A 13,525-nucleotide genomic window follows, 5' to 3' on the forward strand; every position below is an offset into this window, starting at 1 on the left:
CCCGTTCGGAGCTGATGCTCGCACGCCTGTTCGTGATCTTTGGTGGCCTGTTCGTGCTGGTGCTGTGTGCGGCGCTGGTGGTGCCGTATTTTGTCGACTGGACCGGCTACCGCGCCGATTTCGAACGCGAGGCGAGCGCCATTCTCGGCCGCAAGGTGACCGTGCAGGGCGACGCCACGGCAAGGCTGTTGCCGTTCCCGTCGGTGACCTTCGCGAATGTCGCCGTCGCCGGTGGCCCCGATGGCCAGCCGGCAATGACCGTCGAGACGTTTTCGATGGACGCTGAATTGGCGCCCTTCCTGCGCGGTGAAGTGTTGATCTTCGACATGCGGCTGGTGCGGCCGAAGGCGACCATCGACATTGCCAATGACGGCACGGTCGACTGGGCGATGCGGCCATCCTCGCCCTTCGACCTCAACCAGATATCAATCGAGAAGCTGACGGTAACGGAAGGCCAGGTCGAACTGCGCCACGCCGCCGGCGGCCGCAGCCATCTGTTTTCCGAGATCAATTCGACCATCTCGGCCAAGTCGCTGGCCGGTCCGTGGCGCATGGACGGCACGCTGCGGCTGGACGGTCTTCGCACCACGGTCGCGGCGTCCACCGGCAAGGCCGAAGGCACCGGGCAGATGCGGCTGCGGCTGAAGGCCGATCCGGACGCCTATCCGCTGGTCATCGAGAGCGACGGCAATGCCGGCATCGTCAATGGGGCCGCCGTCTATTCCGGCCAGTTCAAGATTTCAAACCCTGACAAGGATGGTGCCGACAAGAACAGCGCCGAGTTGCGCGGCACCGACGGCGAGACGGTGAAGGTCTCGGCCGGCAAGCCCGATCCGGGCTTTCGGCTGAACGGCAAGTTTTCGCTCGACCATCAGAAGCTCGGTGTCGACGAATTCCGCTTCGAGACAGGGCCGCTCGACAATCCCTACACCGCCGATGGCAAGGCTTCGGTCGATCTCGGGCTGAAGCCGAACTTCGCCATCGAGGCCAATGGCGCTCAGGTGCAGCTCGACGAGGCAGTGGGCGCGCAGGCTGGCGCCGGCCTGACGCTCGATCAGCGCATAGCGGGGCTGGAGCAGGCGTTGCTCGATTTGCCGAAGCCGACCATTCCCGGCACTGTCGAGGTCAAGCTGCCAGCGGTGGTGGCCGGCGACACCACGGTGCGCGATGTTCATCTTTCCGCCGAGCCGGTCGATGGCGGCTGGTCGGTGAAATCGCTTGCCGCGACCTTGCCCGGCCGCACCACGCTGGAAGCCGATGGCATGCTCTTGCTCAACGTGGAGGGCCATTTCGGCTTCAACGGCTCGTTGCTGCTGGCCGTGGCGCAACCCTCGGGTTTTGCAGCGTGGCTGTCGAAGGATGTCGACGAGGCGATCCGCCGTCTGCCCGCCGCCGGCTTCAAGGCCAAGGTAGATCTTTCGGAAAAGCGGCAGGCGTTCAGCGATCTCGAACTGATCCTGGGCAAGGCCAAGTTCTCCGGCCGCATCGATTCCAGCCAGCCCGACGATGCCAAACCATCGGTGCTGATGCGGCTCGAAGGCGGCGATCTCGATGTCGACGGGCTGGCGGCTTTTGCCTCGATCTTCGTCAGCGACAAGGGCGCCAACCGTTTTGCCGACCGCGACCTCGATTTCCAGATCAAGGCAGGGCCGGTCAACGCCGGCGGGCTGACCGCCGACACGGTCGATACCGCACTGAGGCTGCGCGACGGGCTGCTCGAAATCGACCGGCTGTCGGTGGGCGGGCTGGCCGGCGCCTCGATCAGCGCCACCGGCAGGATCAAGGATTTCCCGGCGAGCCCGACTGGCAAGCTCGACGCGTCGGTGGTCGCCGTCGACCTGAAGCCGCTGATCGACGTAGCCGCCCAGCATTATCCCGACAGCGCCGGGCTCAAAGGACTGGCGAGCCGTGCCGCGGCCTATCCAGAGCTGTTCCAGGATGCGCGCGTCGACCTGGTGGCGAGTGCGGCCGACAATGGCGACGGCACCACGGGCCTGGCGGTGAGCGGGCAAGGCAAGGCCGGCGGCTCGGCCTTTTCCGCGTCGCTGTCGGGGAAGGGGGCGGTGGACAAGCTTCTCGAAGCGCCGGTGGCGCTGACCTTCAACGCCAGAAATCCTGACGCCACCGCGCTGCTGGCGCTCTACGGCCTGCCGGCGTTGCCGCTCGGCATGCTGGGCGAGGCAAGCACGGACATTCAGGCCAAGGGTACGCTTGGCGGCGGCCTGGCGACGAATTTCAGCCTTGCCGGCAACGACTTCAAGGCCGGTTTCGAGGGGACGATCGCCGATACGCCGCAAGGCCTCGCCGCCAAGGGCAAGCTCAGCCTCGACGCCGCCGACATCGAGCCATGGCTGATGACATCAGGTATCGGCCTGCCGGGCATGGGGGCCGGCATGTCGACGTCGCTCTCGGCACAGGGCGATTATGGCAACGGTCTGCTGGTGCTGGACGAACTCAGCGGCGCCATCAACGAAGCGGCGGTGTCCGGCGACGTCAATGTCGATGCCAGGGATGGCGTGCCGCATCTGGCCGGGGCGCTGGCGCTCGACGAACTCGACCTCGATCCGATGGCGGTGGCGCTGTTTGGCGATTCCGCCTTTCTTTCGGACAAAGAAGGGGCCGATAAGGGTAGGGCATGGCCGGCCACGCCGTTCAGCCAGAAATCCAGCCTGCCGTTCACCGCCGACCTCGATCTAACGACGGCAGCCCTTGCCACCGGCCGGTTCGCCACCGCTTATGATGCGGCCTTTTCGCTCAAGCTCGACCAGGAAGGCATCCGCGTTTCGGACCTGAAGGCGAAATTGCTGGGCGGGGCTCTGACCGGCCTGTTCGAACTGAAGAACAATGACGGCACCGGACTTTTCACCGGGCAGATGAAACTGGCGGGCGCCGATCTGGCGACCGTGCTGCCGGATGCCGGCATCAGCGGCAATGGCGATTTCTCGACGGCGCTGTCAAGCAGCGGCAAATCGGTCGAAGGGATTGTGGCCGCCTTGTCCGGCTCCGGTACGGCGACGCTGAAGAGCTTGCGGGTCGCTGGCGTCAATCCCGATGCGTTCAATGCGTTCCTCGCCAAAGCCGATGCGATCGGGCGTGACATCGATGCGGCCAAGACCGCCGGCTTCGCACCTGACATCGCCGCCGATGGCAGTCTTGCCGCCAAGGACACCGACATCGCCTTCACGGTTGCCGGCGGCACGCTCAGGGCGCCGCCGATCAGCCTGGAGAATCCGGCGGCGACCTTGTCCGCCGACATCACGGCGGATCTCAATACCAGCATAATTTCCGCCAAGGGGGCGATCACCTATCGGCCGGGCGACGAGGCCCTGGTCGGTTCCGAGCCGGCTGTGAATTTCACCGCCGAGGGGCCGTTCGGCGCCGTGAAGCGGCAGTTCGACAGCGAGCCGCTGGCGCAGTTCCTGACCCAGCGCGCGCTGGAGAAGGAGCAGCAGCGCGTCGAGGCGATGCAGGCGGCACTGCTCGAGAAGCAGCGGCTGCGGCGCGAGGTGCGCTACTACGCGGCGCTGCAGACCGAACGTGACAAGGCCGCCGAGGAATTGCGCAAGCAGGAGGAGGCCGCGCGACTGAAAGCCGAGGCCGACGCGAAAGCGAAGGCCGAAGCGGATGCTCAGGCGAAGGCCGAAGCGGACGCCAAAGCTCAGGCCGACGCTGAGGTGAAGGCCAAGGCGGATGCCGACGCCAAAGCCAAGGCGGATGCGGACGCGAAGGCCGCCGCCGAACAGCAGGCCGCCGACGAGGCGGCCAAGGCGCAGGCCGAGCAGGAGCGGCGGAAGGCGGAAGAGGCGATGCGTGTTGCTTCGCAGGAAAAGGCAAGGCTCGAGGCCGAACGCAAGGCCGCGCAGGCTCCGAAGGTGGAGCGTGCGCCGCTGCCGGAGGCTCGCGACAACCCGCCGCCGGCCAAGCCGAAGTCCAATCCGTTCACCATCGACAATCTGCTGAAGTCGCTGCAGTAGGGAGTAGGGAGGGTTTTCCCGTCCTGAGATCCTCTCAAAGAACGAGCAAGTCGGCGCCGTCGGTGACATAGCGGGCGTGGCGGAAATCTCGGACGGTCAAGAGTTTGCCGTCCTGCCAGGCCAGCAGGATGAAATAGGATGGCCGCGCCGCCGGATCATCGCTATCGCGGACGAGGACCGCTGGCCTGTCTTCGACGAAGCCCGGCACGAAATGCCAGTCCTTCACCTGGGAATAGTTATGGAAGTAGGTGGCCACTTCCTTGCGACCGTTCAGCCGCGTCCTGGCCACCAGTTCCAGCCGCACTTCGTCGGCCAGCATGTCGCGCACCGCGTCGAAGTCGCGGGCGTTGAAGCGGTCGATGTAAGCATCGAGCAGCAGACGCTCTGCGCCGCTCAATCTCGGAACAGGACGGTCGTCCGGTTCGTCCGCAAGATGGCGCAGCCGATGACGACCACGATGTAGCGCCGCCTTGATGGCGGGGATGCTGGTGCCGAGCATGTCGCCGATCTCCTGCAGCGAATAGCCCAGAACGTCCATCATGATGACGCTGCTTCGCTGCGCGACAGGGAGGCGCATGAAGGTATGCAGGCCGGCCGCCGCGGCCTGACGGTCGACGGTGGGGTTTGCCGGGTCGACGATCATGTCCGGGTCCTCATCGGAAAAGGACTTTTCACGGGCTCGCCGGCGTAGGAAGTCGAGTGCCGCATTGTGGGCGATGCGGAACAGCCAGCCCTCCGGGTTGGCGATCGGTCCGGCATCGGGCAGCGCCTCGAACGCCTTGGTCAGGGCTTCCTGCAGCACGTCCTCACCGTCGATGACCGAGCCCGTCATTCGGGCGCAGTAGCGGTGCAGCTTGGGGCGCATCTCACCGAACAGCCGGTCAAAAGGCTCGCGGATCTCGCCAGGAATGTTCATGCGCCTCCGTTCGCCGTTACTGGTCGAGCATACGGTAGCTGCCGACCACAGTCATTTCCTCGCGGTGCGGACGCTCGATCAAGCGATCCCTGATGCCATTTTGAAAGGCCTCGAATGCCGCCAGCCCGGTGATGATGTCGGCATGGGCCTCGGTTTCCGTCTCGACCAGATGGACAAAGGTTCCGTCTTCGGACCGCCATGTCATGTAGCGAACGCCGTCCGGCGATTTTTCCCGCAGCTCCTGGAACACGGCCTTGACCAGCCGTTCATTCTCGTCGGTCCGTTCCGGTTTCGTCTTGTAACGTATCAGGTGGCGTTTCATCGCAGTTGTTCCTCTTCGTTGCCTTGCGCTCATGTCCGAGACGTTGCGGCGAAGCCAAAGGATTCGGGGTGCCGGGAAAATTGTTCGATGCTGTTCCGTGCAAGACCCGGAGCTTCACGCATGGTCCCGATCGAGCAGGCGCCGCAGCATCGGTTCGATGCGTGACAGCTCGTCGAGATGTGCCGCCGACAGCTCGGCCAGACAATCGTCGGCGCGCTCGGTCAGCTGCAGCAGCACGCGGCGGTGGTCGTCCTTGTCCTGATCCCTTGCGACCAGCCCTGCCTCGCTGAGACGGTTGACCAGCTCGACGGCGCTATGGTGGCGGATGCGCAGGCGCTCCGCCAGGTCGCCAACCGTCACCGGACTGCCACCGGGAAATCCCTTGATCGCCAGCAGCGCCTGATGCTGGCGCGGGGTCAGGCCGGCGTCCTCCGCCTGGATCTGGCTGAATTCAAGGAAGCGCCGGATCAGGTAGCGAAACTCGGACAGCCGCTGGTAGTCCGCTTGGCTGATGGTAGGGCGTGATTTCCTAGGCTGCGTCATATCAGACATTTGTTCGTTTTCCGACGAAAGCTCAAACGGATTTCGGGCGAAATCGGCTTGAACAGATATATCGTGTTACGATACATAGCCATCGAAATACCCGGCTGGCCTTATCGACCGTGCCGCATATCCAACATACGGCCCGCCGCCAGGAAGCAAATTTGCCATGAAGACCCATCACTCGAACCCGGAGCATCTGCGTGATTTCACCACTGATGCCAGGGTGCTCCTTGTCGCAGCCATTGCCGTGGTGGTGGCGACAGCGGGGCTGTTTGCCGGTATCGCGCTGTTGAAGTTGATCCGGCTTGCCACCAACATCGCCCATTTCGGCCAGTTCACGCTCGCCGATCTGAAACTCGAGGACACACCGCTTGGGCTTGCCTCCGTCATCGTCCCGGTGATCGGCGCACTGATCATCGGCCTGATGGCGCGCTATGGCAGCGAGAAGATTCGCGGCCACGGCATCCCCGAGGCCATCGAGGCGATCCTGCTTGGGCGTTCCAGGCTCGATGCCAAGGTGGCGATCCTGAAGCCGCTGTCGTCGGCGATCTCGATCGGCTCCGGCGGACCGTTCGGCGCCGAGGGCCCGATCATCATGACCGGCGGCGCGATCGGTTCGCTGATCGCGCAGATGATGCCGGTCAGCGATAACGAACGCAAGACGCTGCTGGTGGCGGGTGCGGCGGCGGGCATGACCACGGTCTTCGGGACACCGATCGCCGCCATCATGCTGGCGGTCGAATTGCTGCTCTTCGAATGGACCCCGCGCAGCTTCATTCCCGTGGCGGTGGCGGCGATCATTGCCGAGGTCGAGCGCACCATGCTGCATCTGCCCGGACCGATCTTTCCGTTTCAGGGCGGTATGGATGTGTCCTTTGTCGGCCTGGCCGGCTGGGTCACGATCGGCGTTGCGGCCGGCCTGTTGTCGGGACTGCTGACGCAGATGGTCTATGCCTGCGAGGACGGTTTTCAAAAGCTGCCGATCCACTGGATGTGGTGGCCGATGCTGGGTGGCTTGGTGGTCGGCATAGGCGGGCTGATCGAGCCGCAGGCACTCGGCGTCGGCTATGACAACATCGCCAATATGCTGGACGGCCGCACGATCGCGACCGCGGCACTGCTCCTGCTGGTGGTCAAGGCCATCATCTGGTCGGTTGCGCTCGGCTCGGGAACATCCGGAGGCGTGCTGGCGCCGCTCTTGATCATGGGCGGGGCGATGGGGGCGGTGCTCGCCGGCGTTCTGCCTGCCGCGGATCCAGGTGTCTGGGCGCTGCTGGCAATGGCCGCCACCATGGGCGGCACGATGCGGGCGCCGCTGACCGCGACCTTCTTTGCCGTCGAACTGACCGGCAACACGCATATGCTGGTGCCGCTGATCACGGCTTGCGCCGCGGCGCACGCCGTCACCGTGCTCCTGATGAAGCGGTCGATCCTGACCGAGAAGATCGCCAGAAGGGGACACCATCTGGTTCGCGAATACCGCGTCGATCCCTTCGCCTTGACCAGGGTGCGCGAGGTGATGACCTCGGAGGTCGAAAGCGTGCCGGCGACGATGACGCTGCATGGCGCGGCAGCCTTCCTGACCGCACCGGAAACACGGCATCCGAGTTTTCCGGTGGTCGACGAGAACGGGCATGTGCTGGGTCTCATCGACCCACCGGCGATCCTGCGCTGGCGACGCGCCGGCACGCACCGCACCACGACGCTTGGCGAGCTGCTGGCCGGCAGCAAGGTGACGCTGGCCTATCCGGATGAGTATCTGGAAGGCCTTTCCGACAAGCTGCTGATGGCCAACGTGTCCCATCTGCCCGTCGTTACCCGCGAAGGCCTGCGACTGGTCGGCTATGTCGGCTGGAAGGATCTGATGCGCGTGCGGTCAAGAAAACAGGCCGAGGAGCGCGAGCGCTCGACCCTGCTCGGCTTCGGCACAAGACGCAGGAAAAAGGAAGCGGCGATCGAGGGCCTCTAGGAACTCGTTCCTCGCTTCGCCCACTCGAGGACATGGAGCCTCAGCGCCGAGGACAGGTTGGTGTCGCGTGGCCGCGTCTCATCGACTTCGGCGACGAGAGCGGCGAGCGTCAATTGCCGCGCGGCAGCGATCGCGACGAGGTCGTCGTAGAACGGCTTTTCGAGCGAGTAGCTGGTGCGGTGGCCGCGAATGGTCACCGAGCGCTTTTCGACCGCGCTCACGGCAGAGCGCTCATTGTTCGTTTTCGCCGCCGGATGGCTCGCGGCGGTGACCAGCGACGAAGTTCTCGGCCTTGTCGGCGATCAGGCGGTCGCGTTGCTTCTCACCTTTGGAACGGCCATGCAAGGCCCGGTTCTGTTCGGCGACGCGCACCTTTTCGTCCCGCGCCTTCTGCTTGCGGGCCTGGCGGAGATTGACGATGTCGGCCATGGCGCGAGCTGTGGCTACTTTTTGCGGAAGGCGTCGAGCGAGACCACTTCGGCGCCCTTGGTGGCGGCATCCGCCGCTGCCGGCTTCTTCTCCGCCTCGGCGGCCGCCTTCTTCTCGGCCTTCGGCTTTTTCTCGGAGACGATGGTCAGCGGCTCAGGAGTTGGCGCAGCCGGTTCCTCGGCTGCCGCCTCATCCGTCTTGACGTCGAATTCGAGTTCGAAATTGACCGAGGGATCATAGAAGCCGCGTACGGCCGAGAATGGAATTTCGAGCTTTTCCGGCACGTCGGAGAAGGACAGCCCGACCTCGAAGCCGGTGTCTGTCACCTTCAAGTCCCAATACTGGAATTGGATGACGATGGTCATCTGCTCGGGATAGCGCTCGCGCAGCCGCGAAGACACGCGAACGCCCGGCGCGCCGGTCAGGAAGGTGATGAAGAAGTGGTGGTTGCCGGGGAGGCCGGTGCGCGCGACTTCGGCCAGGACCTTGCGCATGACGCCGCGCAACGCCTCCTGGGCCAGAATGTCGTAGCGGATGTGGTCGTCGGCCATGTGGCGGTCGGGTTCCGTTGAATCGTCCGCATAGCTGTAATCAAGCTTGAGCGCGGCGTAAACCGCATATAGACCACCCTCGCGCGGAAGCGAAGACTATTGCCAGCGATTTGATCGCTCAGGCGTTGGCGAGCGCGCTTTGCTTTTCCGCTGAGGTTACGGAGCGGCGCTTGCCAAAGGCGCGCAGGAAGGTGCGCACGCCATTTGTCGCGGATTGCACCACCTCGTCCTCGCGAGGCGAGCCGCCAAGCATGAAGGTGGTCTGCAGTTCGGCATTGACGAGACCAAGAAACTGACGTGCCGCCACATCGGGGTCCTCGATCGTGAGATAGCCGCCATAGGCTAGGCGGGCAAAACGGGCGGCGATTGCCGGCCATGTCCTGCCCGGGCCCTGTTCGCGCCACTCCGCAAACAGTTCGGGATAGCGCTCGCCTTCGGTCTGGATCAACTTGCGCAGGAATTTTCCGTCGCGGTTGCAGATGCAGTTCTGGTTCAGGCGCACGGCAAAGCCGATCAGATCCGCTTCGAGATCCTTGGGCTGGTCGGGGAAGGTGGCAATGGTGGCGAAGATGCCGGCATTGCAGCGTTCGGTCAGATCGCGAACCACCGCGACGAACAATTTCTCCTTGTCGCCATGATGGTTGTAGATAGTCTGGCGCGAGACGCCGGCTTCGGCGGCGATCAGATCGATGTTGGCGCCGGCGAAACCTTCGCGGCAAAACACGGCAGCTGCGGAATCGACGATCGACAGGCGCTTGGCCTCATGGCCGCGTGGCGGGAAAGTGTCAGGAGAAACGTGCAGCTTCATAAAAATCTATATAGAGGTGATTGACGAATTAGACAAGAGTGTCTAAATTTGTGGACACGAGATAAAGAGATTTCGCTCGAGAGAGACGAATGGAATTCGCTCTTGAGGTGTCGGAATCTCATGGGATGGAACGTCCTTGGTTAGACGTCGCCTGGCGACGGCAAACCAGATTTGAAAGAAGCCTTTATCATGAGTCCTAAATTCCTCCGCATCGCGGTCGTGCTTGGCCTGTTGTCCGCCATCGGCCCGTTTGCCATCGACATGTATCTGCCTGCGTTGCCCTCAATCGGCGCGGACCTGCACGCCAGCACCGCCGCCGTGCAGATGAGTCTGTTGATTTTCTTCCTGTCGATGGGCTTCGGCCAGATCGTCGTCGGGCCGATCTCCGACATGGTCGGCCGCAAGCTGCCGCTTTATGGCGGCCTTGCGCTGTTCATGGTTGGCGGCATCGGTTCGGCAATGGCGCCGACCATTGAATGGCTGATCGCTTTCCGCTTCCTGCAAGGGCTTGGCGCCAGCGCCGGCATGGCCGTTCCGCGCGCCATCGTGCGCGACCTGCACACCGGCAATGAGGCCGCCAAGCTGATGTCCTTGCTGATGCTGGTGTTTTCGGTATCGCCGATCCTGGCGCCGCTGACCGGCAGCCAGATCATCGAGAATTTCGGCTGGCGCGCCGTGTTCTGGACGGTGACGGGTGCGGCACTGCTGGCCACCATCCTTCTGGCAACCTCCCTCAAGGAGACGCGGCCGGCGGAAGAACGCGTCGGTTCCTCCTTCGGCACCGCGCTTGCCGGCTACCGCTTCCTGATGGGCGACCGTAACTTCCTTGGCCTTGTGGCGATCGCCGGCTTCGGCATTGCGAGCTTCTTCGTCTATCTGTCGAGCTCGTCCTTCATCCTGATCGACCATTACGGGCTGTCGCCTTCGGTCTACAGCGTGTTCTTCTCGATCAACGCGGTGGCGTTCATCGGCATGTCGCAGTTGACGGGATTGCTGGCCGAGCGTTTCGGGCTGCGACGCGTGGTGCGCGTCGCGGTGACCGGCTATGCCTCGACGATGGTGGTGCTGCTGGCGATCATGGCGACGGGCGTCGACAGGCTGGATGTGATGGCGGCCCTGCTGTTCGTCGGCTACGGCTTCCTCGGCCTGGTCATCCCGACCACCTCGGTGCTGGCCATGGAAGAACATGGCGAGATCGCCGGCACGGCTTCGGCGCTGATGGGCACGCTGCACTTCGCCATCGGCGCACTCGCCATGGGCGTTGCCGGGGTGTTCTTCGACGGCACGCCGCTGCCAATGGTCGCCGGCATCACGCTCTGCGCGGTGATTTCGTTCACGCTGGCCAAGGTCACGCTCGGCCGCTCGCGCGAAGCTGTCGAGGCGCCGGCGGAATAAGCATTCGCCATCCCAAGGCCGGGTTCTCCCCGGCCTTTTTCATATCAATCCTGTCTCGGCCAGCACGAAACGCAGCCGTGTCTCGACCGGCGCCAGGGGCAACGGTACCAGCTCGTAGCCCAGTCCCGTATAGACGCCGGCCAGCGCATGATAGGTGCGCTCGGCCTCATCAAGCGTCTGCTTGCGTTCTTCATCCTGCTGGAAAATGTCAGGCCAAGGCGGGGCGACGAAGACGCGGGGGTTGTAGCGGAAGCGTTTCGCCGCGGAGCTGACATGCTGGGGCACCGGCAGGCCGCTCAGCTTGAGATAGCCAAGCGTGTCCGGCACGCCGCGATCGAAGAAAACAGGACGCCCGGTCTGTTCTTGCGCAATTTGATACGAGCGCATCTCCCATGACAGCATCAGTTCGGCAAACAGTCCGACTGATCGCGAATGATGCCGCGGCCGGCTTCGACGGAGGTGGCGAAGCCTGCGCGGCGCAGGGCTTCGATCAGGCTAGTCTTGCCTGAGCCGGGACCGCCGGTCAGCACGAAGAATCGATCGGAAACGTTTTGCATGTTTCGTCCATGGAGAGGCGCGCGGTGCCGCGCCTTGGCGGCTGACAGGTCGCACAAGGATTTGCCTAATGGGAGCTGCCGTTGTGCGTGACGCATATCGAAGGAGGAGGGAGAAGTGGAGGTTTCTGTTGCCAGGTACCTCCGAACCCCGCCTAGAAGTGCGAACCTCTAGGGCTTGAATTGAAGCTATCGCACCGCTTACGCGGCGAGACGTGCTTCCGCATAGTTGTCATTTGCAACTACAGGTTTAGCCCGATGACGGTGGTACCATGCCGGGCAAAAGTACGATCTTTACACCTTCGTCGATCCTATTTCGCCCCCAGCAAAAACCGCTCTGTCGCCGACAGCGGCTTTTGGTGGAGGCGCCGGGTACCGCCCCCGGGTCCGAACGGCTTATTTCATCGCCCATTTATCGCCATAGTCGGTCAAGCCGACAAACTGAATATAGGGGGCCGTCGCAAGAAATGGAAGGCCGCAATGGCACTTTGTCTCCGTGTCAAAACCACATCTCCAAAGGGTTGACTTGGTCGCGGTCTCAACCGAAGCTTTGTTACGGTGAGGAGTAACCGACCTAGCGCACAAGTTGCGGCAGCGCGCCACAGCCCTCATCGATCGGATCCGTGGCGCCGACGAGGGGAATTTTGATGGCCGACTATCTTGCAGACGTGAAGAAATACGACGCTGGCGCCAGTGCGGATGCGGTCGAAAAGATCGTAAAGCATCTGGGCATCGCGCTCAGGAACCGCGATTCCTCGCTGGTGTCCTGCACCGATCCGAAGGAACTCGAGCGCGTCAGGACCAACTGGGTCGCCAAGAAACTCGGCATCAGCGACGCGGCGAAGGCTGATGCGGCAATCGAGAAGACCTGCAAGGCAATGTCTGCCGACAACACCAAGAGCCGGGTGACTTTTTACTACCTCGTCGCGAAGGACCTGGGCAAGCTCGGCTCTCTCTGACGATCGCGCGTCAATTTGCGGAGGCTGGCGCGGTCTATGCGCCAGCCGATGATGTTGTTGGGGACGGGCGACCTGCGAGCAGGGTTTGCGCTGCTTTGTGGTGTTCGGCCGCCTGTCCGTCAGCTATGATGGCTGGACAACCGAATCGAGCCGGAACCGATGCGCCAGTATCTCGACCTCCTGCAGCACGTGCTGGACAACGGCGCCGATCGTGGCGATCGCACCGGCACCGGAACACGCTCAGTCTTCGGCTACCAGATGCGTTTCGACCTGGCGCGCGGCTTCCCGGTCACCACCACCAAGAAACTGCATCTCAAGTCGATCATCCACGAACTTTTGTGGTTCCTGGCCGGCGACACCAATATCAAATACCTCACCGACCATGGCGTTTCGATCTGGGACGAATGGGCTGACGAGAATGGCGATCTCGGCCCGGTCTACGGCAAGCAATGGCGCTCCTGGCCGGACGGCCATGGCGGTTCGATCGACCAGATTGCAAATCTTCTCAGGGAGATACGCAAAAACCCTCAATCGCGGCGACTGATCGTTTCGGCCTGGAATCCGGCCGAGGTGGAAGCGATGGCGTTGCCGCCCTGCCACTGCCTATTCCAGTTCTATGTTTCGGAAGGGCGGCTTTCCTGCCAGCTCTACCAGCGTTCAGCCGATATCTTTCTGGGCGTGCCGTTCAACATCGCGTCCTACGCGTTGCTGACGCTGATGGTGGCGCAGGTGACCGGGCTGAAGCCTGGCGATTTCGTCCATACCCTCGGTGACGCGCATCTCTATTCCAACCATTTCGAGCAGGCGCGCGAACAGCTGCGGCGCACGCCGAGGGCGCTGCCGACGATGTGGATCAATCCGGAGGTGAAGGACCTCTTCGCCTTCCGCTTCGAGGATTTCCGGCTGGAAAACTACGTCGCCGACGCAAGCATCAAGGCGCCGATCGCCGTCTAAGGTATGTTGATATTCAGGTGATGCCGGCCTGCAAACGGCGGTTTCCTGCGCTTCCGGTGCTCATATGTGGACGGCCCCCTGCTTGCAAGTGTTTGGCATGATGATTTGATCGGATCGCTTGCGCTCATATGTCCGGCCTTTTGCGCGCGGA

At 63.2% G+C, this 13,525-nt stretch carries 12 protein-coding genes, 1 other RNA gene and 1 pseudogene; 5 read left to right on the top strand and 9 right to left on the bottom strand.

Annotated elements, in window-relative coordinates; translation table 11 throughout:
* The first annotated feature begins 14 nt into the window (after positions 1–14).
* Entirely contained in the window at positions 15–3,974 is a 3,960-nt protein-coding gene (locus tag NKI38_RS11650; protein WP_352657594.1) for an AsmA family protein, read from the top strand.
* Positions 3,975–4,008: 34 nt separating this feature from the next.
* Here NKI38_RS11650 and NKI38_RS11655 read toward each other — a convergent pair whose 3' ends face one another.
* The 3 genes from NKI38_RS11655 to NKI38_RS11665 all read right to left on the bottom strand — a co-directional run bounded on the left by NKI38_RS11655 (position 4,009) and on the right by NKI38_RS11665 (position 5,764).
* Positions 4,009–4,890: a sigma-70 family RNA polymerase sigma factor gene (locus NKI38_RS11655; RefSeq protein ID WP_352657596.1), complete on the bottom strand. Its 882-nt coding sequence runs from the start codon at positions 4,888–4,890 to the stop codon at positions 4,009–4,011.
* A gap of 16 nt (positions 4,891–4,906) precedes the next feature.
* Complete coding sequence (locus NKI38_RS11660) at positions 4,907–5,212, bottom strand: hypothetical protein (protein WP_352657598.1); 306 nt, start codon at positions 5,210–5,212, stop codon at positions 4,907–4,909.
* A gap of 114 nt (positions 5,213–5,326) precedes the next feature.
* Positions 5,327–5,764, bottom strand: a complete 438-nt coding sequence (locus tag NKI38_RS11665) for a MarR family winged helix-turn-helix transcriptional regulator (protein ID WP_352657599.1) — start codon at positions 5,762–5,764, stop codon at positions 5,327–5,329.
* A 157-nt stretch (positions 5,765–5,921) separates the two neighbouring features.
* On the opposite strand from NKI38_RS11665, the gene NKI38_RS11670 reads away from it, so the two are divergent.
* Positions 5,922–7,724, top strand: coding sequence for a chloride channel protein (locus tag NKI38_RS11670; protein WP_352657601.1), 1,803 nt, complete (start codon positions 5,922–5,924; stop codon positions 7,722–7,724).
* Here the strand turns inward: NKI38_RS11670 and NKI38_RS11675 are convergent.
* From NKI38_RS11675 to NKI38_RS11690, 4 genes are all read right to left on the bottom strand, one after another.
* On the bottom strand, positions 7,721–7,945 hold the full coding sequence (locus NKI38_RS11675; protein ID WP_352657603.1) for a ribbon-helix-helix domain-containing protein: 225 nt from the start codon (positions 7,943–7,945) through the stop codon (positions 7,721–7,723). The two genes, NKI38_RS11670 and NKI38_RS11675, sit on opposite strands and share 4 nt — an antisense overlap.
* A 10-nt stretch (positions 7,946–7,955) precedes the next feature.
* Entirely contained in the window at positions 7,956–8,153 is a 198-nt protein-coding gene (locus tag NKI38_RS11680; RefSeq protein ID WP_352633656.1) for a DUF4169 family protein, read from the bottom strand.
* A gap of 14 nt (positions 8,154–8,167) precedes the next feature.
* Positions 8,168–8,704 carry an SspB family protein gene (locus NKI38_RS11685; RefSeq protein ID WP_352657605.1) on the bottom strand — a complete coding sequence of 179 codons (537 nt, stop codon included), beginning with the start codon at positions 8,702–8,704 and terminating at the stop codon, positions 8,168–8,170.
* 118 nt (positions 8,705–8,822) lie between these two features.
* Entirely contained in the window at positions 8,823–9,512 is a 690-nt protein-coding gene (locus NKI38_RS11690; RefSeq protein ID WP_352657607.1) for a TetR/AcrR family transcriptional regulator, read from the bottom strand.
* 189 nt (positions 9,513–9,701) lie between these two features.
* Between NKI38_RS11690 and NKI38_RS11695 the strand changes: the two genes are divergently transcribed.
* On the top strand, positions 9,702–10,907 hold the full coding sequence (locus tag NKI38_RS11695; RefSeq protein WP_352633662.1) for a multidrug effflux MFS transporter: 1,206 nt from the start codon (positions 9,702–9,704) through the stop codon (positions 10,905–10,907).
* 39 nt (positions 10,908–10,946) lie between these two features.
* On the opposite strand, the pseudogene NKI38_RS11700 reads toward NKI38_RS11695, so the two are convergent.
* Positions 10,947–11,464 (bottom strand): annotated as a pseudogene (locus NKI38_RS11700) (AAA family ATPase).
* 114 nt (positions 11,465–11,578) lie between these two features.
* Positions 11,579–11,938, bottom strand: a transfer-messenger RNA (tmRNA) gene (gene ssrA / locus NKI38_RS11705).
* Between the two features lie 170 nt (positions 11,939–12,108).
* Here ssrA and NKI38_RS11710 point away from each other — a divergent pair.
* Both NKI38_RS11710 and NKI38_RS11715 read left to right on the top strand, forming a co-directional pair.
* The gene (locus tag NKI38_RS11710) at positions 12,109–12,420 is read left to right on the top strand and encodes a DUF2853 family protein (RefSeq protein WP_352657609.1); all 312 of its coding nucleotides are present in this window, start codon (positions 12,109–12,111) and stop codon (positions 12,418–12,420) included.
* 159 nt (positions 12,421–12,579) lie between these two features.
* Positions 12,580–13,374 carry a thymidylate synthase gene (locus NKI38_RS11715; protein WP_352657610.1) on the top strand — a complete coding sequence of 265 codons (795 nt, stop codon included), beginning with the start codon at positions 12,580–12,582 and terminating at the stop codon, positions 13,372–13,374.
* Positions 13,375–13,525: the final 151 nt, after the last annotated feature.

It is taken from the genome of Mesorhizobium sp. M0621, assembly GCF_040320745.1.
Taxonomy (GTDB): Bacteria; Pseudomonadota; Alphaproteobacteria; order Rhizobiales; family Rhizobiaceae; genus Mesorhizobium.